Source organism: Streptomyces sp. N35, assembly GCF_016464295.1.
Lineage (GTDB): Bacteria > Actinomycetota > Actinomycetes > Streptomycetales > Streptomycetaceae > Streptomyces.
Genome location: NZ_JAEIMH010000002.1, coordinates 184,207 through 204,333 on the forward strand (window position 1 = coordinate 184,207; position 20,127 = coordinate 204,333).

The window sequence follows — 20,127 nt, forward strand, 5'->3', positions numbered from 1 at the left end:
GGGGGCCCCCCCCCCCCCCCTTCCCCCCGCAGCCCCCCCCGCCCCGGGGGGGGTGGCCGGGGGGGGGGTGCGCTCCTGTCGTGCCGGGCGTCTCAGACGATGCCGGTCGTGCTCGTGCTGTCGGCCGGGCTGCTGGCGGGACCGCTCGCCGACTCACTCTTGGACGGGCTGTTGGACACCGGCGCGCTGGCTGTGTCCGAGTTGTCCGGAGTGGTCGGGGGCGGCTCTTCCGTGGTCGGCGGAGGTGTGGTCGGCGGCTCGGTGGTCGGGGGCTCCGAAGTCTCCGGCGGTTCGGAGGACGTCGGCGGCTTGGACGAGGTCGGCGGCTTCGTGGTCGGCTTGTCCGTCGGCTTCGTCGTCGGCTTGTCGCTGCCGCTCGGCTTGTCCGTCGGTTCGTCGCTCGACGCGGGCGGAGTCGGGTCGTCCGAAGTGCCCACGACGCCGTCCTCACCGGGGTCGGCGGGCCGCTTCGTGGACGCGGCCTCGTCGCCCTTGTCCGGCTGGTCGGCGGGCAGCCCGTCGCCGTCGTCCTGCTCGCTGGCGGTCTGGTTGGGGCGCACCCGGTTCGAGGGGTCCTCGTCCGAGGTCGCCCCGAGCGTCACCACCGTGCCGAGCACGGCCGCGAGCAGCGCGCCCGCACCCGCGGCGACCAGATTGCGCCGGGTACCGCTGAGCACCGCTCGGCCCGCTCCGCCCTTCGGCCGCCGGGCACCCGGCACCGGCGCGGGCTGACGGGTGATCAGCGTCGGCGGCTCGGGGTCGGGTCCGGGCAGCGCGAACGCCGCCGGTACGCCACCGGGCGGAGAAGCGGACTCCTCGTAACGGGCGTCCGGCACCTCTTCGCCGGCCGGGGTACGGCCACCGTGCAGTACGCCACCGGAACGGTCGGCCACCAGGGCCAGCGCCCTGCGTCCCGCGACCGTGCCGCGCTTGTCGGCGAGCGCGCCGCGCAGGCCGATGGAGGCCTCGAGCTCGGCGCGGGCCCGGTCGAGCTGGCCACCGAGGAGCGCGAGTATCCCCAACTCGTGGTGGAAGTAGGCCTCTTCGGCCACCTCTCCGGCCAGGCGCGCGGCCTCCTGGCCGGCCCTGAGCGCCCGCTCCCACACGCCCCAGTCGAGCCCGGCGGCATAGGCCGGCGCGGCGGTGCGGGCGAGCAGGACGGCGGAGCTGGTGTGGCCCGGGTCGGTCGAGCTCAACAGGATCGCGAGGGCCGCGAGCGCGGCCTCCGCCTCGGCGGCGGCCCGTTCGGGTGTGACCGAGGGGTGCCCGGCCCACCAGGAGTAGTGCTGGGCCGCGGTGTGCGCGAGCTCCGCGCGCTCCTCGGCGGTGTCGGCGTACCCGGCCGCGGTCAGCTGGGCCTGGACGCCCGCGGCGAGCCGCCAGCGCGAGGCGACGGGCGTGACGAGCGCGACGGCGGCGAGCTCACCGAGCGCGGCGTCCGCGTGGGTGTCGCCGACGAGGGCGGGCAGATGGGCCTGGTGCGGCACCTCGCCGCCGAGTGCGACGGCGAACTTCAGGGTGGTACGGGCCGCTTCGCTGAGCCGCGAGGCGAGCAGCCTGGCGGGTGCGGCGCCCTCGGCGAGGGTCGGCAGCGGTACGTCGTGGCCGTCCTCGGCGTCGAACGGCGCGTCGACGGGAGCATCGGCGTAGTACCCGTACTCGTCGAAGGCGGCCGGGTCGGCGCGCAGCAGGTCGCGCTGGCGGAGCAGCGCACCGGCCTGCACGAAGCGCAGCGGAAGGCCCTCGGACTCGAACCAGAGGTCACCGGCCCAGCCGGCCTCGTCGTCGGTGAGCGCGCGGCCCACCGCGCGCTCCAGGAGCTCGAGTCCCGAGCTGCGGCTGAGCCCGCCGAGGAAGACCTCCTCGATGTGCGAGTCGCCGGACGGCGCGGCCACCTCGGGCGTCGCGGCAAGCAGGAAGGCGCACTCGGGAGTGGCCTCGAGGAACTCGTCGAGCGCGCTGCCGCCGAACTCCAGGTCGTCGACGACGACCACGGCGCCGATGGTCCGTATGAGATCGAGGACTTGGGCACGGTCGGGGCGGTGCAGCGGTGACTTGTAGACGGCCGCGTACAGGTCGAAGAGCAGGTCGGCGGAGCCGCGCTTGTGACCGTTCAGACGCACGACGCCGTCGGGTGCGAGGTCCAGGCAGTCCTCGGCGACGGTGTCGAGCAGCGCGGTGCGGCCGGAGCCGGACGGTCCGGTGAGACGGACGGAGCGGCCGCGGGCGAGCAGCCGCACGAGGCGCTCGCGCTCGTCCTGGCGCTCGAGCAGGACTCGGCGCGGCTGTTCGGGTCCCGGCGGCGCCGGCGGCTTGGCCGCACGGGCCAGTTCGGTGCGCTCGGCGAGCGTGAACTTGACCGGCCGCGGCGGAAGTTCGAGCGGCGGGCAGGGTTCGATCTCGCTGCCGTCCACGGGATTCACCGTGAGCAGGAAGTCGCCCGAGACCAGCTGCACCGTGCGCGCGGGCACAGGGCTGCCGAAGTCCGGTGTGATGGCGTCGCGAGGCGGGCGCTGCGGTGTGCCACCGCCCGCCGCGTCGGATCGGTCCTCGTCGTGACCGAAGTCTTGCGGTCCCCGGTTTATCGGGTCCATGGTCAAAGCCCCCCAAAAGCGGATGTGCCTTGGCTTCCCCGGCCTTTCGCACACCACACTGTCGCTTCTGGTCCGGTGCTCTCTTGTTGAGTGAGCGACCGAACCTTAGACCTTCGCTCAGTATCTCCGAACCGCCGGGGTGCCGCGCCGTCCGGGACGTCACAGTCTCGTGAGGATTGCGTGCGTGTCGGCCGGTGTGCCGGGACCCTGAAGGGAGGTGCCGCAGCCCAAGGTTCCGGGGGCTTCCGTGCGCACCCCCGGCGCGGCTACAGCGGATGCGCCCCGATGCCGCCCTCGATCGCGAGGATCCGGTGCAGCCGCGTGGCCACCAGGAGGCGCTGCATCTGCGGCGGCACATTGCGCAGGACGAGCCGTCGGCCGCAGCGGCCGGCCTGGCGGTGCGCGCCCATGATCACGCCGAGTCCGGTGGCATCGAGCGCGTCGAGACTCGCGAGGTCGAGAACGAGATCGCCCGCCCCCTCGTCCAGGGCGGAATGCAGCACGGTCCGGGCGTCCGCCGCGCTGCGGACGTCGAGGCTGCCCCCGACGGCCAGCTCGGCGTGGTCGCCCCTGATGTACATATGCGCTCCCCGGAGTTGGTCCTCGACCGTCTGGTTTCGAAGTGGACTCTCAACCCAACTGACTGGCTGACGGACGCAGAAGTTGCCGTCCGTAAGCGAACCGATACCCAATTCACTCGTGCGAGGGACACCGGCGCGGAATCCGGCAGGGGATCTCCGCGCCGGCCGGTGTCAGTTCACGTTCAGTGCTTGTAGAAGCCCTGACCGCTCTTGCGGCCGATGTCCCCGGCGTCGACCATCCGGCGCATCAGCTCCGGCGGCGCGAACTTCTCGTCCTGGGACTCGGTGTAGATGTTGCTGGTCGCGTGCAGCAGGATGTCGACGCCGGTGAGGTCCGCGGTGGCCAGCGGTCCCATGGCGTGTCCGAAGCCCAACTTGCAGGCGATGTCGATGTCTTCGGCGCTCGCGACACCCGACTCGTACAGCTTGGCGGCCTCGACGACGAGCGCCGAGATCAGCCGGGTGGTGACGAAGCCGGCGACATCGCGGTTGACGACGATGCAGGTCTTGCCGACCGACTCGGCGAACTCCCGCGTGATGGCGAGGGTTTCGTCGCTGGTCTTGTAGCCGCGCACCAGTTCGCAGAGCTGCATCATCGGCACGGGCGAGAAGAAGTGCGCACCCACGACCCGCTCGGGTCGCTCGGTCACGGCCGCGATCTTCGTGATCGGGATCGCGGAGGTGTTGGAGGCGAGCACCGCGTCATCGCGGACGATCTTGTCGAGCGCCCGGAAGATCTCGTGCTTGACCTCGAGCTTCTCGAAGACGGCCTCGACGACGATGTCCGCGTCGGCGGCGCCTTCCAGTTCCGTGGTCGTGGTGATCCGGGCGAGCGCGGCCTCCGCGTCCTCGGCGGAGAGCCTGCCCTTGCTCACGAACTTCTCGTACGACTTCTTGATGCCGTCGGTGCCGCGGGTCAGGGCTTCGTCGGTGATGTCGCGCAGGACCACGTCCCAGCCCGCCTGGGCGGAGACCTGTGCGATTCCGGAACCCATGAGTCCGGCTCCGATGACGGCGAGCTTCCTGGCCACTGCGCGTTCTCCTGTCCCGCCGTACGCACCACGTTGTGCGTACCACGCTGTCCTTACGAACCGTTTACTGAGCTACCCGCCGGACACTAGCGGCCGTGAGACCGCGATGGGGTGCTACGAGATGCGCGTCACGCCCGATACGACGCACATCACACCGGGCCGGCCCATCAAGCGGTACGCACCGCGTAGTTGAGGACCTTTTCGCCCAGGATTTCCTCGAGTTCATCGAGCAGGCACAGGGCCTCCCGGGAGACCTTCGCGGGGGCGCGGCCGGCGCACATCTCGCGCCCGATGAAGCCCATCACGGTCCCCTGGAGCCAGGCGAGCTGCCCGCCGACGAGCATCGGCAGCGGATCGTCGGGCGCGGCCCCTGTCTCCTCCCGCAGCGTGCCTTCGATGTCCTCGAGGGCCTCCTGCTGGATCCGCCACAGGCGGGAGCGCAGGGCCGGGGCGTTCTCGATGACGCCCATGAAGGACGCGTACCCCTCCATCAGCCCGACGCGCGGCGAGACCGCCTCGACCTCGGCGCGGAACTCGCGCAGCACGGCACGGGCCGCGGACTCGCCCTTGTCGCGGGCGCGCACGAAGCGCGAGAGGCGGTCGACGACGCCCTTGGAGCGGTCGAGGAAGAGGTCCTCCTTGGCGGGGAAGTAGTTGTAGACGGTGTTGACCGAGACGTCCGCGGCCTCGGCGATCTCGGCGATGGGCACGGCGTCGAAGCCGCGCTCCAGAAAGAGCCCGGTCGCGATGTCGGAGATCCGCTGCCGCGTCTCGCGCTTCTTGCGCTCCCTGAGCCCCTCGGGCTTCGCCTGCGTCTGCTCCGGCTTCCGCGCCCGCTCCGGCTTCCGCCCCTGTTCCTGCTGCTTGGCCATGAGGTCATCGTAGGCCTTTCTTGGGTTCGCTCAAATTTTGGGGAGGTTGCAAAATTTAAGTGACCCTGTTTTTCTGTACGGCATGGCAATCATCAGCACGGCCGGCCTTGCCCGGACCTTCCAGACCAAGCGGGGCCCGGTGGAAGCGGTCCGCGGAATCGACCTGACCGTTCAGCCGGGCGAGATCCTCGGCTTCCTCGGCCCGAACGGCGCGGGCAAGACCACGACCCTGCGGATGCTCACGACGCTGCTCGCCCCGACCGGCGGCGCGGCCACGGTCGCGGGCTGCGATCTCGTACGGGATCCCGCGGGCGTACGGGATAAGTGCGGATACGTGGCGCAGTCCGGCGGCGTCGATCCGAACATCTCCGTACGCGAGGAGCTGGTCACCCAGGGCCGGCTCTACCGGCTGACCAGGACCGAAGCGGCCGCGCGCACCGAGGAGTTGGCCCACGAGCTGGGCCTGAGCGAGCTGCTGGACCGCAAGTGCGCGGCGCTCTCCGGCGGCCAGCGCCGCCGCCTCGACATCGCGATGGCGCTCACCCACCGGCCCGCGGTGCTCTTCCTCGACGAGCCCACCACCGGGCTCGATCCGGCCGGGCGCGCCGATCTGTGGGACCTGGTGCGGGGGTTGCGCGACCGGCACGGCACGACGGTCTTCCTGACCACGCACTACCTGGACGAGGCCGATGCGCTCGCGGACCGCCTCGTCGTCGTCGACCACGGCACCGTCGTCGCCGAGGGCACTCCCGCCGCGCTCAAGGAGCGGTACGCGGGGTCGGCCGGCGCGAGCCTGCAGGACACGTTCCTCGCGATCACGGGGCGAGGTCCGGCTCCGGTCGACGCGACCCCGGTCGCCGTATAACCACCCGCTCTCCCCCGCCGAGGACTCCCCATGCTGCTCCACGACACCGCGATCATCTTCGGGCGCTACGCCCGCCAGACCCTCTCCTCCAAGTTCCAGATCCTCTTCGGCCTGCTGATGCCGCTGCTCTATCTGTTCTTCTTCGGCCCGCTCCTGACCGGTCTGCCCCTCGGCTCGCAGGGCAGTTCCTGGCAGGTGCTCGTGCCCGGCCTGCTGCTCCAACTCGGCCTGTTCGGCGCCTCGTTCTGCGGCTTCGGGATCATCGTCGAGAAGACGTACGGCGTTGTGGACCGGATGCGCGTCACTCCCGTCAGCCGGCTCGCGCTGCTGCTCGGCCGGGTGCTGCGCGACGCGCTGCTCTTCGCGTTCCAGTCGGTGCTCCTCGTGCTCGCCGCTCTGGCCATGGGGCTGCGCGCGCCGCTGGCGGGCCTCCTCGTCGGCTTCGTCTTCGTCGGGGTGCTCTCGCTGTCGCTCGCGTCGCTGTCGTATGCGCTGGGCATGAAGGCGAACACCCCGACCGAGTTCGGCCCTGTGATCAACGCGCTCACCATGCCCGCGATGCTCCTGTCAGGACTGATGCTGCCGATGGCGCTCGCGCCCGGCTGGCTCGACGTGCTCTCGCACTTCGTGCCGCTGCGCTATCTCGTGGACGCGGTCAGGGCGGCGTACGTGGGTGATTTCGCGAGTACGCAGCTGCTGCACGGAACGATCGCGGCCCTCGCGCTGTCCACGGTCTCCGTGACGATCGGCACACGGCTGTTCGCCAAGGCCGGAGCATGAACGGCTGGGCGTAGTCTCGGCTCATGGTCAATCTGACGCGCATCTACACCCGTACCGGCGACAAGGGCACCACGGCCCTCGGCGACATGAGCCGGACGCAGAAGACCGATCTGCGGATCTCGGCCTACGCCGACGCCAACGAGGCCAACGCCGTGCTCGGCACCGCGCTCGCGCTCGGCGGCCTGGACGACGAGCTCAAGAAGGTGCTCGTCAGGGTGCAGAACGACCTGTTCGACGTGGGCGCCGATCTGGCGACGCCCGTCGTGGAGAACCCGGAGTTCCCGCCGCTGCGCGTCGAGCAGTTCTACATCGACCGGCTCGAGGCGGACTGCGACCACTTCAACGAGCAGCTGGAGAAGCTCCGTTCGTTCATCCTGCCCGGCGGTACGCCCGGCGCCGCGCTCCTGCACCAGGCCTGCACGGTGGTACGGCGGGCCGAGCGCTCGACGTGGGCGGCGCTCGAGGTGCACGGCGAGACCATGAACCCGCTCACCGCCACCTACCTCAACCGCCTCTCCGACCTCCTGTTCATCCTGGCCCGTACGGCCAACAAGGAGCTCGGCGACGTGCTGTGGGTGCCGGGCGGTGAGCGGGACTAGGCCTGTTCCACAAGGCGGACCCTGCCCTCCGTACACCCCTCTCCCGACACCCCTCTCCTACGCGGTCGCGTAGTCGCCGAGCGAGGGTTCGAGCAGGTCGAAGGCGACCGCGGCCTCCGCGGTGACCACTTCGGCGATACGGGAGTTGTCCTCGCCGGCCAGGGTCAGCTCCTGGATCCGCTGGAACAGGGTGCGGTGCACCGCACCGAACAGGGCCGCGGCAGCGCGCGGCGTGAAGTCCCCCTCCCCCGCGCCCGTCGCCTCGGCCAGCGCTTCGGCGAGCGCCGCCTCGCGCAGGTCGTGCAGATCGCGCAGCCTCGCCGTCAGGGTCGGGCTGTCGGCGATCATCCGCGAGAAGGCCGGCCCCGCGAATCCCGCGACGGGGCTGGCCGTTGCGGCGGCGGCCACGAAGTCGCCGCGCAGCGCGTCCAGCGCCGACTCCCCCGGCTCCCGTCCGGTCACGATGGCGGCCAGTGAGGCGACGAAGGCGTCCTGGTGGTCCAGGGCCAAGTCCTCTTTGCGCGCGAAGTAGTTGGTCACCGTCTTCTTGGCGACCCGTGCGACCTCGGCGATCTCGGCGATGGTCGTCCGCTCGAAGCCCTGCTCGATGAAGAGGCGGGTGGCGTGGTCGGAGATGAGTTGCCGGGTCTCTTGCTTCTTCGCTTCCCGCAGGCCGAGGGGGGCGGCGGGTGCTGAGCTGTCAGTAGCCATGAGGCAATCTTACACTCGTAGCAATTTTATGTTGACACCCTGGCGCGCCTCTGTATAAGTTTACCTCCGTCGTAAGTTTTCCACGGCAGAACGAAGACCTGACGGATGGAACGGAGTGCCCATGCGCGCACAGCACCGCAACAACCGCCACCAGCAGCCGCAGCCGACCACCCACCGCGTCCGATACCTCCCGCCACCACCGCGCAACCTGCCGCGCCGCAACGGACGTTGACCGACGCGCACCCCCGCAGCCCGCTCGCCCCTGACCCGAGGAGAACCACCGTGCAGATCACCGCATCCACCGTCTCGCTCACCGTCGACGACGTCGCCGCCTCGCAGCGGTTCTTCACCGAGCACCTCGGGTACAGCGAGCAGGCCGCCGCCGAAGGGTTCGCCTCGCTGACCCGGCCGGACGCCGCGGCCGACATCGTGCTGCTCGCCCGCGGCATCGAGATACTGCCGCCCGAGCAGCGCGACCAGCGCGCCTCCGGCCTGATCCTGGCGTTCACGCTCACCGGGATCGAGGGCGAGGAGAAGCGGCTGCGCGACGCCGGCGTGCAGATCACCATGCCGCTGCGCGAAGAGCCTTGGGGGGAGCGCCTGTTCCAGGTCACCGACCCCAACGGCGTCGTCGTCCAGTTCGTGGAATGGGTGGCCCCGGCCATGCAGGTTGCCGACTGGGTGACCCCGGCGGCCGAATGACCACCGGGACCACCCCGTCACACCCCGCCCGCGGCGGTCACTGCTTGGTGAGCTCACGCTCCCGGCCGGTGGCCGCCGCGGTCACGTTCGCGGGCGCCTTCTTCGGGAACAGGGTGTAGGCGGCGGCGATGACCACGTTGATGCCGATCACGAAGACCATCTTGGCCTGCCACTGCTCGAGCGACGAGGTTTCGCCGTCCGACCCGACGTACCAGATCGCACCCTGGAGCAGCGCCATCGCGATCACCGCGGCCAGCACCCAGCGGGCGGCGAGCTTCCACTCGTGCACCGCACGGGCCATGCCGTACTTGGGCGTCACCGGCGCCGGTCCGCCCGCGAAGCGGTGGGCGACACGGACGTCCACCCACTTGATCGTGTAGTGGCCGAGCGCGATCGAGTAGCCGATGTAGACGGCCGCGAGACCGTGCTTCCAGTCCGGCTCGGCGCCGTTCCTCAGGTCGATCGCCGTGGCCACGAACAGCACCACTTCGAGCAGCGGCTCGCAGAGCAGTACGGCGATGCTCGCGCGCGGCATCTTGGCCCAGTAGCGCAGAGCGAGACCTGCGGCGAGCAGCACCCAGAAGCCGACCTCGCAGATGATGATGAGCGTGACGATCACGGGACTCTCCTCTCGGCTGCTTCAAGCCTCCCGTGCACACCGGCCCGATTCGTCGTCGCCGGTGACGAACCGCGAGTACATCGAAGGATGCAGTGCGGCTTCGGCCCGTATAGGGAGGTCCGGGCGCCGGGGGCCATGTTGGATGGGCACATGAACCGAGCACGCCGCCCCCATCCGCACGATGTCCTCATCGCGGCGGCCAGTCTGGCCTTCGGCCTGCTGTTCTGGGGGCTCGGGCTGTACATGAACCAGGGTGGGCGGCTGCTGCCGGGCGCCTGGGTCCTGTTGCCGTTGTTCGCCATGGCGGTCCTCGAACTGGGGCGGCGCACCCACCCGCGTGCCGCACTGCTGCTCGGCACGGTCTTCGTGATCGGCGACCAGTTCACCTACGGCAATCTCGCGACCGCGGTGATGTTCGCCGACCTGGTCTACGCGGCGGTCCTGTACGGAACGGACGCCTCGGCCCGCCGGATCCCGGTCGTCACCGGGGCCGTCACGGTCCTGATGACCATCGGTTTCCTCATCTGGTTCCGCAAGCCGGAAGCACTGCTCGTCGGCGCCGTGATCGCCCTCGTCACGCTGACGCCGGCCCTCACGGGATCCGCCGTACGCAACCACCGCAAAGCCGCCGAAGCCGCCGAGCTGCGGGCCGAACAGACCGCCCTGCTCGCCGAGATGGACCGCACCCAGGCGGTCACCGCCGAACGCGCCCGGATGGCCCGCGAGCTGCACGACATGGTCGCCAACCACCTCTCCGCGATCGCCATCCACTCCACGGCGGCGCTCTCCCTCGACGATCCGAAGACCACGCGCGACGCACTCGCCGTGATCCGCGAGAACAGCGTCGAGGGGCTCGCCGAGATGCGCCGGCTCATCGGCATCCTGCGCGACGACAGCGGCGACCTCGAACCCGCCGCGGCACCCACCCTGGACGGCGTCGCCGCCCTGATCGAGCAGGCCCGCACCAACGGTCTCGACCTCGCCCTCGAGGACACCCGCCCGCCGGGCTCCACCCTGCCCGCACCGGTGGAGCTGGCCGCGTACCGCATCGTGCAGGAGTCCCTGACCAATGCGCTCAAGCACGCCGCGCAGGGTGACGTACGCATCCGGCTCGCCCAGGCGGACGGCCTGCTGACGGTCGAGGTCACCAGCCCCATCGGCCGCACCGAAGGACCGCGCGCGCCCGGCTCGGGCGCCGGGCTCGTGGGGATGCGGGAGCGGACCGCACTGCTCAAGGGCTCCTTCACGGCAGGTCCGGCGCCTGAGGCGTACGGCAAGATCTGGCGCGTACGGGCCGAACTCCCCGTAGCAGAAGGAGAATCCGCATGACCGAGCCGGCCGACGAAGGCACACCCCCGATCCGCGTCCTGGTCGCCGAGGACCAGTCCGCCGTACGCGCCGGTCTTGTCCTGATCCTGCGCAGCGCCCCCGACATAGAGGTGGCCGGCGAGGCCGCGGACGGCGAGCAGGCGGTCGCGCTCGCCCGTGAACTGCGCCCGGACCTGGTCCTGATGGACATCCAGATGCCCCGTCTCGACGGCGTCTCGGCCACCCGCCAGGTGGTCTCCGAAGGCCTCGCCGACGTACTCGTCCTCACCACCTTCGACCTCGACGAGTACGTCTTCGGCGCACTGCGCGCGGGCGCCTCGGGGTTCCTCCTGAAGAACACCGAGGCCAAGGATCTCCTCGCGGCGGTCCGTACGGTCGCACGCGGCGAGGGCCTGATCGCACCCGCGGTGACCCGCCGGCTGATCGCGGAGTTCGCCGCCAAGCCCGTACGGGGCGGGGGCACCGCGCACGATCCGGCGATCCTCGACGCGCTGACCCGGCGCGAGCGCGAGGTGCTCTCCTGCCTCGGCCAGGGGCTGTCCAACGCCGAGATCGCGGAACGTCTGGACATGGCCGAGGCCACCGTGAAGACCCATGTGAGCCGGCTGCTCGGGAAGCTGGAGCTGCGCAGCAGAGTCCAGGCCGCGGTTCTGGCCCAGGAGTTGGGCGTCTGACCCGAGGCCGAACGCACTTCGGAAACTTCCTACCGAAATCGGCCGGAACTCAACTCCCCAGTGGTCCAGACCTATTGACGCAAGGTCCAGACCTTTCTACGCTCACCTCACTTCGCGGTGAGCACATGACCCATCGTGCTCAGGGCAGCGCAGGTCCCACCCCCCTTTCCGGACCTCACGTCAGGAGGCGCGATGCGCTTCAGACCCACCCCCCGGGTACGCCACAGACTGATCGCAGGGCTCACCACCCTGATCCTCCCCTTCGCCGCACTCGTCGGCCTCTCCACCCCCGCCGCGGCCGCCGAAGCCACCGCCACCTACACCAAGTCCCAGGACTGGGGCACCGGCTTCGAAGGCAAGTGGACCGTCAAGAACACCGGCACCGCCTCCATATCCTCATGGACCGTCGAATGGGACTTCCCGTCCGGCACCTCGGTGACCTCCGGCTGGGACGCGGACTTCACCAGCTCGGGCACCCACTGGACCGCCAAGAACAAGTCGTGGAACGGGACGCTCGCCCCCGGCGCCTCGGTCACCTTCGGGTTCAACGGCTCGGGCTCCGGCTCCCCGTCCAACTGCAAGCTGAACGGCGCCAGTTGCGACGGCGGCCCCACCGTCCCCGGCGACAACCCGCCGAGCGCACCCGGCACGCCCACGGCCTCCGACATCACCAACACCTCGGTGAAGCTGAGCTGGAGCGCGGCCACCGACGACAAGGGCATCAAGAACTACGACGTGCTGCGCGGCGGCAGCGTCGTCGCCACCGTGACGGGCACGAGCTACACCAACACCGGCCTGAGCGCCGGCACCGACTACTCGTACTCGATCCAGGCCCGTGACACCGCCAACCAGACCGGCCCGGTCAGCGGCGCCCGCGCGGTGCGCACCACCGGCGGGGGCGGCGAGCCCGAGCCCGGCGACAAGGTCAATCTGGGCTACTTCGTGGAGTGGGGCGTCTACGGCCGCAACTACCACGTCAAGAACATGGTCACCTCGGGCACGGCGTCCAAGATCACCCACATCAACTACGCCTTCGCCAACGTCAAGAACGGCCAGTGCACGATGGACGACTCGTTCGCGGCCATCGACAAGGCGTACACCGCCGACCAGTCCGTGGACGGCGTCGCCGACACCTGGGACCAGCCGCTGCGCGGCAACTTCAACCAGCTGCGCAAGCTCAAGGCCAAGTACCCGCACATCAAGGTCCTGTACTCGGTCGGCGGCTGGACCTACTCCGGCGGCTTCGGCCAGGCCGCGCAGAACCCGGCCGCGTTCGCCGATTCCTGCTACAAGCTGGTCGAGGACCCGCGCTGGGCCGATGTGTTCGACGGCATCGACATCGACTGGGAGTACCCCAACGCCTGTGGTCTGACCTGCGACAGCAGCGGACCTGCGGCCTTCAAGAACGTCATGTCCGCGCTGCGCACCAAGTTCGGTGCGAACAACCTGGTCACCGCAGCGATCACGGCCGACGCCACCCCGGGCGGCAAGATCGACGCGGCCGACTACGCGGGCGCCGCGGCATACGCGGACTGGTACAACGTGATGACGTACGACTTCTTCGGCGCCTTCGACAAGGACGGCCCGACCGCCCCGCACTCCCCGCTCAACACCTACCCGGGGATCCCGCAGGACGGCTTCACCTCGGCGCAGGCCATCGCCAAGCTCAAGGCCAAGGGCGTCCCCTCGGCCAAGCTGCTGCTCGGCATCGGCTTCTACGGACGCGGCTGGACCGGCGTCACCCAGGCGGCACCGGGCGGGGCCGCGACGGGGCCGGCACCCGGCACGTACGAGGCGGGCATCGAGGACTACAAGGTCCTGAAGAACTCCTGTCCCGCCAACGGCACGGTCGCGGGCACGGCCTACGCGCACTGCGGCAGCAACTGGTGGTCGTACGACACCCCCGCGACCATCGGCTCCAAGATGGCCTGGGCCAAGAGCCAGGGCCTGGGCGGCGCGTTCTTCTGGGAGCTCAGCGGAGACACCGCGAACGGCGAACTGGTCTCCGCCATCAACAGCGGCCTCGGCTAGCCGCCCCGCGGTCCCCTGACGACAGGACCGCACACACACGAAGCCGGAGCGACGGGTCTGCCCCCTGTTGCTCCGGCTTCACCACTTCAACCCCTGCGGCGATTGAGCAGATCCGGGCACCCGGTGGCGAACCGGACCCGACGAACGCCCCCTACGCCACGTTCACCCGCTGGCCGGGCGGCGCCGCCTCCAGCCAGGCGAGGAACCCCGTCAGGGCGTCCTCCGACATGGCGAGCTCGAGACGCGTACCCCGATGCCGGCACCCGAGCACGATCGCATCCGAAAGCAGGGCGACCTCCTCGTCCCCGTCCGGGGAGCGGCGGTCCACGACCTCGATGGCGGAGCGTTCGAGGATACGGCGGGGCCTCGGCGCGTACGAGAAGACGCGGAACCACTCGATCCGGTCACCGCTGTAGCGGGCGACCCCGTAACTCCAGCCCTTGCCTGAGGTGTCCCCGGCCTCCGGGGCATCCCAGCGCAGGGAGCAGTCGAAGGTGCCGCCGGAGCGCTGGATCAGGCGTCGGCGCAAGCCGAACACGAACAACCCGACCAGGACCACGGCGACCACCAGGCCGCAGACAAGCAGAGCGAGGACCATGAGCACCGACCTCCTCGACTCGTCACGTTACGCAACCGACTTTGTCCCGCATTCACCTCAGCCGCGGCCGGTACTGGCGAAAACCAGTCCCGGCCGCGGCTGAGTCACGTACTCTCCCCCCCGGCGCCGCCTCCGTCAGCGCGTGGCGCCGGCGCGCAGACGAACGCCCGCGCGACGCTCGGCACCGGCGTCGGCATCCGACTTGGCGCGCTCAAGAGCGCGCTCCGCACGCTGGACATCGATCTCGTCCGCCAGCTCGACGATCTCGGCCAGCAGCGAAAGCTTGTTGTCCGCGAATGAGATGAATCCACCGTGCACCGCGGCAACGACAGTCTCACCCGCACTCGTACGAATGGTCACCGGGCCCGATTCCAGCACACCGAGCAGCGGCTGGTGACCGGGCATGACGCCGATGTCGCCGGACGTGGTGCGCGCCACGACCAGGGTGGCCTCGCCGGACCAGACCTGGCGGTCGGCGGCGACCAGCTCGACGTGCAGCTCAGCAGCCAAGATGGCTCCTCGGGTCACCACCCGGCGGTGTCGCCGGGTGTTGGGTCAAATTCTAGTGGGCGTATCGCAGGGGGCGGGACGCACCCGCCCCCTGCGGAAGTCACATGGCTCACTCAGGTGAGCCGGTGCTTCAGGAGACGCCCAGCTCCTTGGCGGCCTTCTTGAGGTCTTCGATGCCACCGCACATGAAGAACGCCTGCTCCGGGAAGTGGTCGTACTCGCCGTCGATGATCGCGTTGAAGGCCGCGATCGACTCGTCCAGCGGGACGTCCGACCCGTCGACGCCGGTGAACTGCTTGGCGACGTGGGTGTTCTGGGACAGGAAGCGCTCCACGCGACGGGCGCGCTGCACGACCAGCTTGTCCTCTTCGCCGAGCTCGTCGATACCGAGAATGGCGATGATGTCCTGGAGGTCCTTGTACTTCTGCAGGATCCCCTTGACGCGCATCGCGGCGTTGTAGTGGTCCGCCGCGATGTACCGCGGGTCGAGGATGCGGGACGTCGAGTCCAGCGGGTCCACGGCCGGGTAGATGCCCTTCTCGGAGATCGGACGGGAGAGAACCGTCGTCGCGTCGAGGTGGGCGAAGGTGGTGGCCGGGGCCGGGTCGGTCAGGTCGTCCGCGGGGACGTAGATCGCCTGCATCGAGGTGATCGAGTGACCACGGGTCGAGGTGATGCGCTCCTGGAGGAGACCCATCTCGTCGGCCAGGTTCGGCTGGTAGCCCACCGCGGAGGGCATACGGCCGAGCAGGGTCGAGACCTCGGAACCGGCCTGCGTGAAGCGGAAGATGTTGTCGATGAAGAACAGCACGTCCTGCTTCTGCACATCGCGGAAGTACTCCGCCATGGTCAGACCCGCGAGGGCCACGCGCAGACGGGTGCCCGGCGGCTCGTCCATCTGACCGAAGACCAGCGCGGTCTTGTCGATGACGCCCGACTCGGCCATCTCCTCGATGAGGTCGTTGCCCTCACGGGTGCGCTCACCGACGCCGGCGAACACGGAGACACCGTCGTGGTTGTTGGCGACGCGGTAGATCATCTCCTGGATGAGCACCGTCTTGCCGACGCCGGCACCGCCGAACAGACCGATCTTTCCACCCTTGACGTACGGGGTGAGAAGGTCGATGACCTTGACGCCGGTCTCGAACATCTCGGTCTTCGACTCGAGCTCGTCGAAGTTCGGGGCCTTGCGGTGGATGGACCAGCGCTCGCCCTCGTACTTCTCGTCCGTGTTCAGGACCTCGCCGAGGGTGTTGAACACCTTGCCCTTGGTGAAGTCGCCGACCGGAACGGTGATGCCGTTGCCGGTGTCGGTCACCGCCGCCTGGCGGACCAGACCGTCGGTGGGCTGCATCGAGATCGTGCGGACCACGCCGTCACCCAGGTGCTGGGCGACCTCGAGGGTCAGCGTCTTCTTCTCGCCGTCCTTGGCCGGGTCGGCGACCTCGACGTGAAGGGCGTTGTAGATGTCGGGCATCGCGTCGACGGGGAACTCCACGTCGACGACCGGGCCGATGACCCGGGCGACGCGGCCCGTAGCCGTGGCCGTCTCAGTTGTCGTCGTCATTACTTGTCACTCCCCGCGGTCGCGTCGGCCAGAGCGGCAGAGCCACCGACGATCTCGCTGATTTCCTGGGTGATTTCGGCCTGGCGGGCCGCGTTGGCAAGCCGGGAAAGGTTGTTGATCAGATCCCCGGCGTTGTCGGTCGCCGACTTCATCGCGCGGCGCGTGGCGGCGTGCTTGGAAGCAGCCGACTGGAGCAGCGCGTTGTAGATACGGCTTTCGACGTAGCGCGGCAGCAGGGCGTCGAGGACGTCCTCCGCCGACGGCTCGAAGTCGTAGAGCGGGCGGATCTCGTCCTTGGTGCCCGCTTCCTTGGCCACCTCTTCGAGGCTGAGCGGAAGCAGTCGGGCCTCGACCGCGTTCTGCGTCATCATCGAGACGAACTCGGTGTAGACGAGGTGGAGTTCATCCACGCCGCCGTCCGCCGTCTCCTTCTCGATGGCCTCGATGAGCGGTCCCGCGACCAGCTTGGCGTCGCCGTAGGCGGGCTCATCCGTGAAGCCCGTCCACGACTCGGAGACCTTGCGCTCACGGAAGTTGTAGTGCGCGAGACCACGGCGGCCGACGATGAACGTGTCGACCTCCTTGCCCTCGGCCCGCAGCTTCTCGGTGAGCTGCTCCGCGGCCTTGATGGCGTTGGAGTTGAAGGCGCCGGCCAGGCCGCGGTCGCTCGTCAGGAGCAGAACAGCGGCCCGGGTCGGGTTCTCCGCCTCGGTGGTCAGCGGGTGCTTGTCGCTCGCACCCGTGGCCACCGCGGTGACCGCGCGGGTCAGCTCGGTCGCGTACGGCGTGGAGGCCGCCACCTTGCGCTGCGCCTTGACGACGCGCGAGGCGGCGATCATCTCCATCGCCTTGGTGATCTTCTTCGTCGCGGTGACGGACCGGATGCGACGCTTGTAGACCCGGAGCTGGGCTCCCATGAGTCAGGTCCCTTCCGTCGTCACTTGGAGACGTTGACGGCAGCCGGAGCGTCCTCGCCGATCAGCTTGCCGTCCGAGGTCTCGAACTGCTTCTTGAACTCGGTGATGGCGTCCGCGATGGCCGTGAGAGTGTCGTCGGACATCTTGCCGCCCTCCTTGATGGAGGTCATGAGGCCCTGCTCCTTGCGGTGCAGGTACTCAAGGAGCTCCTTCTCGAAGCGGCGGATGTCCTCGACCGGTACGTCGTCCATCTTGCCGGTGGTGCCGGCCCAGACGGAGACGACCTGGTCCTCGGTGGCCATCGGCTGGTACTGAGCCTGCTTGAGCAGCTCGACCATGCGCTGACCGCGCTCCAGCTGCGACTTCGACGCGGCGTCCAGGTCGGAACCGAAGGCGGCGAACGCCTCGAGCTCACGGAACTGGGCGAGGTCCACGCGGAGGCGGCCGGAGACCTGCTTCATCGCCTTGTGCTGCGCGGAACCACCGACTCGGGAGACGGAGATACCGACGTTCAGCGCGGGGCGCTGACCGGCGTTGAAGAGGTCCGACTCCAGGAAGCACTGGCCGTCGGTGATGGAGATGACGTTGGTCGGGATGAACGCCGAGACGTCGTTGGCCTTCGTCTCGACGATCGGCAGACCGGTCATCGAGCCCTTGCCCATCTCGTCCGAGAGCTTCGCGCAGCGCTCGAGCAGACGGGAGTGCAGGTAGAAGACGTCACCCGGGTAGGCCTCACGCCCCGGCGGGCGACGGAGCAGCAGGGACACGGCGCGGTAGGCGTCGGCCTGCTTCGAGAGGTCGTCGAAGATGATGAGGACGTGCTTGCCCTCGTACATCCAGTGCTGGCCGATGGCCGAACCGGTGTAGGGCGCCAGGTACTTGAAGCCCGCCGGGTCGGACGCCGGGGCGGCGACGATGGTCGTGTACTCCAGCGCGCCGGCCTCTTCGAGCGCACCACGCACGGAGGCGATGGTGGAGCCCTTCTGACCGATGGCGACGTAGATGCAGCGGACCTGCTTGTTCACGTCGCCCGAGCGCCAGTTGTCGCGCTGGTTGATGATCGTGTCGACGGCCAGGGCGGTCTTGCCGGTCTGACGGTCACCGATGATCAGCTGACGCTGGCCACGGCCGATCGGGGTCATCGCGTCGACGGCCTTGTAGCCGGTCTCCATCGGCTCGTGCACCGACTTACGGGCCATGACGCCCGGTGCCTGCAGCTCGAGGGCGCGGCGGCCGGTGGACTCGATCTCGCCGAGGCCGTCGATCGGCTGACCGAGCGGGTCGACGACGCGACCCAGGTAGCCGTCACCGACTGCGACGGAGAGCACCTCACCGGTGCGCTGCACCGGCTGGCCCTCCTCGATGCCGCTGAACTCGCCGAGCACGATGGCACCGATCTCACGCTCTTCGAGGTTGAGCGCGAGACCGAGGGTGCCGTCCTCGAACTTCAGCAGTTCGTTGGCCATGGCCGAGGGAAGGCCCTCGACCTTCGCGATGCCGTCGCCGGCAAGGCTGACCGTACCGACCTCCTCGCGCGAGGCCGCGTCCGGCTTGTACGCCTGGACAAAGTTCTCCAGCGCGTCCCGGATCTCCTCCGGCCGGATCGTGAGCTCCGCCATCTGGGTTCCCTGCTCTCCTTGTTGGGCCCGAAGTTTCACTTGGGGGGTGTTCCTGATCGGACTCCCCCCACAAAGAGGTGAATCCTCTGCACGGCCCAACCGGGCCGTCGGTATTACGTGTTGAGTTGGTGGGGCGTCAGCCGGTCACACGGCGAGCGGCGTCATCGATACGGTCCGCGATCGAACCGTTGATGACCTCGTCGCCGACCTGCACCCGGATCCCGCCGAGGACCGTGGGGTCCACGTCGAGGTTGAGGTGCATCTCACGGCCGTACAGCTTGGCGAGGGCACCGCCCAGACGCTGCTTCTGCGCGTCGGACAGCGGCACCGCCGAGGTGACGACAGCGACCATGCGGCTACGACGCTCCGCGGCGAGCTTCGAGAGGGACTCGAGGCCCCCTTCAAGGCTACGTCCACGGGGCGCGGTCACCAGGCGCGTGACGAGACGCTCCGTGACCGGCTCCGCACGGCCGCCGAGCAGGCTGTGAAGGAGTTCGGTCTTGGCCGCCTTCACCGCCGCGCGGTCCGTGAGGGCCGCACGCAGCTCGGTGCTCGAGGAGACGATCCGGCCGAACCGGAACAGCTCGTCCTCGACGCTGTCGAGCGTGCCGTTCTTCTGCGCAGCGGTCAGGTCCGCGGTGGCGGCGAGCTCCTCGAGCCCGTCGACCAGGTCGCGGGGGGCCGACCAGCGGGACCGCACGAGACCCGCCACCAGGTCGGCGGTCTCACCGCTCACCTGGCCGCCGAGCAGACGCTCGGCGAGCTGGGCCTTGGCCTCACCGGACTGCGCCGGGTCGGTCAGGACCCGACGCAGCGAGACCTCGCGGTCGAGCAGCGCGGTGACCGAGGCCAGCTCGTCCGCGAGCTTCGCCGCGTCGACCGAGGTGTTGTCGGTCAGTGCGTCGAGACGCTCGCGTCCGGCGGCCAGTGCCTCGCGGCTGGCTCCGTGCGCAGTCATCGAGTCGCCTCTGCCTTCTCCTCGAGCTCGTCGAGGAAGCGGTCGATCACGCGGCTCTGCCGAGCGTGGTCGTCGAGGGACTCGCCGACGAGCTTGCCGGCCAGGGTCGTGGCAAGGGTGCCGACGTCCTGACGCAGCGCGGACGAGGCGGCCTTGCGGTCGGCCTCGATCTGGGCGTGACCGGCGGCGACGATTTCCTCGCGCTGCCGCTGGCCTTCCAGCCGCATCTCGGCGATGAGCTGGGCGCCCTGCTCCTGCGCCTCCTGGCGCAGCCGCGCGGCCTCGTGACGGGCCTCGGCCAGCTGGGCCTTGTACTGCTCGAGAACGGACTGGGCCTCGGCCTGCATGGCCTCGGCGTTCTCAATGCCGCCTTCGATCTTCTCGTGGCGCTCTTCCAGAACCTTGTTGATGTTCGGAAGGAGCTTCTTCCAGAAGAAGAAGAACACGATGGCGAAGGCGATGGTGCCGACCAGCAGCTCGGGGCCGGGCGGGATGAGCGGGTTCTGCTCCTCCGCGTGCCCGCCTTCCGCAGCCAGCTGCACAAGGGTGGCGATCACATCAGTGCCTTTC

The 20,127-nt window shown here is 69.5% G+C and carries 20 protein-coding genes; 7 read left to right on the forward strand and 13 right to left on the reverse strand.

Annotated features, from left to right (window positions below; translation table 11 throughout):
- Positions 1 to 92: 92 nt before the first annotated feature.
- From JAO81_RS01715 to JAO81_RS01730, 4 genes are all read right to left on the reverse strand, one after another.
- Positions 93 to 2,594, reverse strand: coding sequence for an ATP-binding protein (locus JAO81_RS01715; protein WP_199545904.1), 2,502 nt, complete (start codon positions 2,592 to 2,594; stop codon positions 93 to 95).
- A 266-nt stretch (positions 2,595 to 2,860) separates the two neighbouring features.
- The gene (locus JAO81_RS01720; RefSeq protein WP_165331938.1) at positions 2,861 to 3,175 is read right to left on the reverse strand and encodes an STAS domain-containing protein; all 315 of its coding nucleotides are present in this window, start codon (positions 3,173 to 3,175) and stop codon (positions 2,861 to 2,863) included.
- A gap of 182 nt (positions 3,176 to 3,357) precedes the next feature.
- Positions 3,358 to 4,206 carry a 3-hydroxyacyl-CoA dehydrogenase family protein gene (locus tag JAO81_RS01725; RefSeq protein WP_199545905.1) on the reverse strand — a complete coding sequence of 283 codons (849 nt, stop codon included), beginning with the start codon at positions 4,204 to 4,206 and terminating at the stop codon, positions 3,358 to 3,360.
- Positions 4,207 to 4,373: 167 nt separating this feature from the next.
- On the reverse strand, positions 4,374 to 5,078 hold the full coding sequence (locus JAO81_RS01730; protein ID WP_199545906.1) for a TetR/AcrR family transcriptional regulator: 705 nt from the start codon (positions 5,076 to 5,078) through the stop codon (positions 4,374 to 4,376).
- Positions 5,079 to 5,160: 82 nt separating this feature from the next.
- Here JAO81_RS01730 and JAO81_RS01735 point away from each other — a divergent pair, with 82 nt between their 5' ends.
- From JAO81_RS01735 to JAO81_RS01745, 3 genes are read left to right on the forward strand one after another with little or no spacing between them, the layout of a single operon-like run.
- Positions 5,161 to 5,943 carry an ABC transporter ATP-binding protein gene (locus JAO81_RS01735; protein ID WP_199545907.1) on the forward strand — a complete coding sequence of 261 codons (783 nt, stop codon included), beginning with the start codon at positions 5,161 to 5,163 and terminating at the stop codon, positions 5,941 to 5,943.
- Positions 5,944 to 5,973: 30 nt separating this feature from the next.
- The gene (locus JAO81_RS01740; RefSeq protein WP_199545908.1) at positions 5,974 to 6,723 is read left to right on the forward strand and encodes an ABC transporter permease; all 750 of its coding nucleotides are present in this window, start codon (positions 5,974 to 5,976) and stop codon (positions 6,721 to 6,723) included.
- A 23-nt stretch (positions 6,724 to 6,746) separates the two neighbouring features.
- Positions 6,747 to 7,322: a cob(I)yrinic acid a,c-diamide adenosyltransferase gene (locus tag JAO81_RS01745; RefSeq protein ID WP_199545909.1), complete on the forward strand. Its 576-nt coding sequence runs from the start codon at positions 6,747 to 6,749 to the stop codon at positions 7,320 to 7,322.
- A gap of 57 nt (positions 7,323 to 7,379) precedes the next feature.
- On the opposite strand, the gene JAO81_RS01750 is transcribed toward JAO81_RS01745, so the two are convergent.
- On the reverse strand, positions 7,380 to 8,033 hold the full coding sequence (locus tag JAO81_RS01750; protein ID WP_199545910.1) for a TetR/AcrR family transcriptional regulator: 654 nt from the start codon (positions 8,031 to 8,033) through the stop codon (positions 7,380 to 7,382).
- Positions 8,034 to 8,315: 282 nt separating this feature from the next.
- Here JAO81_RS01750 and JAO81_RS01755 point away from each other — a divergent pair, with 282 nt between their 5' ends.
- Positions 8,316 to 8,735 (forward strand): VOC family protein, encoded by a 420-nt coding sequence (locus JAO81_RS01755; protein ID WP_199545911.1) that lies wholly within the window; start codon positions 8,316 to 8,318, stop codon positions 8,733 to 8,735.
- A 37-nt stretch (positions 8,736 to 8,772) separates the two neighbouring features.
- Here JAO81_RS01755 and JAO81_RS01760 read toward each other — a convergent pair whose 3' ends face one another.
- The gene (locus JAO81_RS01760) at positions 8,773 to 9,354 is read right to left on the reverse strand and encodes a hypothetical protein (RefSeq protein WP_199545912.1); all 582 of its coding nucleotides are present in this window, start codon (positions 9,352 to 9,354) and stop codon (positions 8,773 to 8,775) included.
- A gap of 150 nt (positions 9,355 to 9,504) precedes the next feature.
- Between JAO81_RS01760 and JAO81_RS01765 the strand changes: the two genes are divergently transcribed.
- The 3 genes from JAO81_RS01765 (at position 9,505) to JAO81_RS01775 (ending at position 13,388) form a co-directional block, all read left to right on the forward strand.
- The gene (locus JAO81_RS01765) at positions 9,505 to 10,683 is read left to right on the forward strand and encodes a sensor histidine kinase (protein ID WP_199545913.1); all 1,179 of its coding nucleotides are present in this window, start codon (positions 9,505 to 9,507) and stop codon (positions 10,681 to 10,683) included.
- Positions 10,680 to 11,357 (forward strand): response regulator transcription factor, encoded by a 678-nt coding sequence (locus JAO81_RS01770; RefSeq protein WP_199545914.1) that lies wholly within the window; start codon positions 10,680 to 10,682, stop codon positions 11,355 to 11,357. Before JAO81_RS01765 ends, JAO81_RS01770 begins: the two co-directional genes overlap by 4 nt.
- Positions 11,358 to 11,549: 192 nt before the next feature.
- On the forward strand, positions 11,550 to 13,388 hold the full coding sequence (locus JAO81_RS01775) for a glycoside hydrolase family 18 chitinase (protein ID WP_199545915.1): 1,839 nt from the start codon (positions 11,550 to 11,552) through the stop codon (positions 13,386 to 13,388).
- A 151-nt stretch (positions 13,389 to 13,539) separates the two neighbouring features.
- Here JAO81_RS01775 and JAO81_RS01780 read toward each other — a convergent pair whose 3' ends face one another.
- The 7 genes from JAO81_RS01780 to JAO81_RS01810 all read right to left on the reverse strand — a co-directional run bounded on the left by JAO81_RS01780 (position 13,540) and on the right by JAO81_RS01810 (position 20,114).
- Positions 13,540 to 13,986, reverse strand: coding sequence for a DUF2550 domain-containing protein (locus JAO81_RS01780; RefSeq protein WP_199545916.1), 447 nt, complete (start codon positions 13,984 to 13,986; stop codon positions 13,540 to 13,542).
- A gap of 135 nt (positions 13,987 to 14,121) precedes the next feature.
- Positions 14,122 to 14,496: a F0F1 ATP synthase subunit epsilon gene (locus JAO81_RS01785; protein WP_199545917.1), complete on the reverse strand. Its 375-nt coding sequence runs from the start codon at positions 14,494 to 14,496 to the stop codon at positions 14,122 to 14,124.
- Positions 14,497 to 14,626: 130 nt separating this feature from the next.
- On the reverse strand, positions 14,627 to 16,063 hold the full coding sequence (gene atpD / locus JAO81_RS01790) for a F0F1 ATP synthase subunit beta (RefSeq protein WP_199545918.1): 1,437 nt from the start codon (positions 16,061 to 16,063) through the stop codon (positions 14,627 to 14,629).
- A complete protein-coding gene (locus JAO81_RS01795; protein ID WP_199545919.1) occupies positions 16,063 to 16,980 on the reverse strand; it encodes a F0F1 ATP synthase subunit gamma in 918 nt (305 codons plus the stop codon). Before JAO81_RS01795 ends, atpD begins: the two co-directional genes overlap by 1 nt.
- Before the next feature lie 20 nt (positions 16,981 to 17,000).
- Entirely contained in the window at positions 17,001 to 18,599 is a 1,599-nt protein-coding gene (gene atpA / locus JAO81_RS01800) for a F0F1 ATP synthase subunit alpha (RefSeq protein WP_199545920.1), read from the reverse strand.
- Between the two features lie 136 nt (positions 18,600 to 18,735).
- Complete coding sequence (locus JAO81_RS01805; RefSeq protein ID WP_199545921.1) at positions 18,736 to 19,557, reverse strand: F0F1 ATP synthase subunit delta; 822 nt, start codon at positions 19,555 to 19,557, stop codon at positions 18,736 to 18,738.
- Positions 19,554 to 20,114, reverse strand: coding sequence for a F0F1 ATP synthase subunit B (locus tag JAO81_RS01810; RefSeq protein ID WP_199545922.1), 561 nt, complete (start codon positions 20,112 to 20,114; stop codon positions 19,554 to 19,556). Before JAO81_RS01810 ends, JAO81_RS01805 begins: the two co-directional genes overlap by 4 nt.
- Between the last annotated feature and the right edge of the window lie 13 nt (positions 20,115 to 20,127).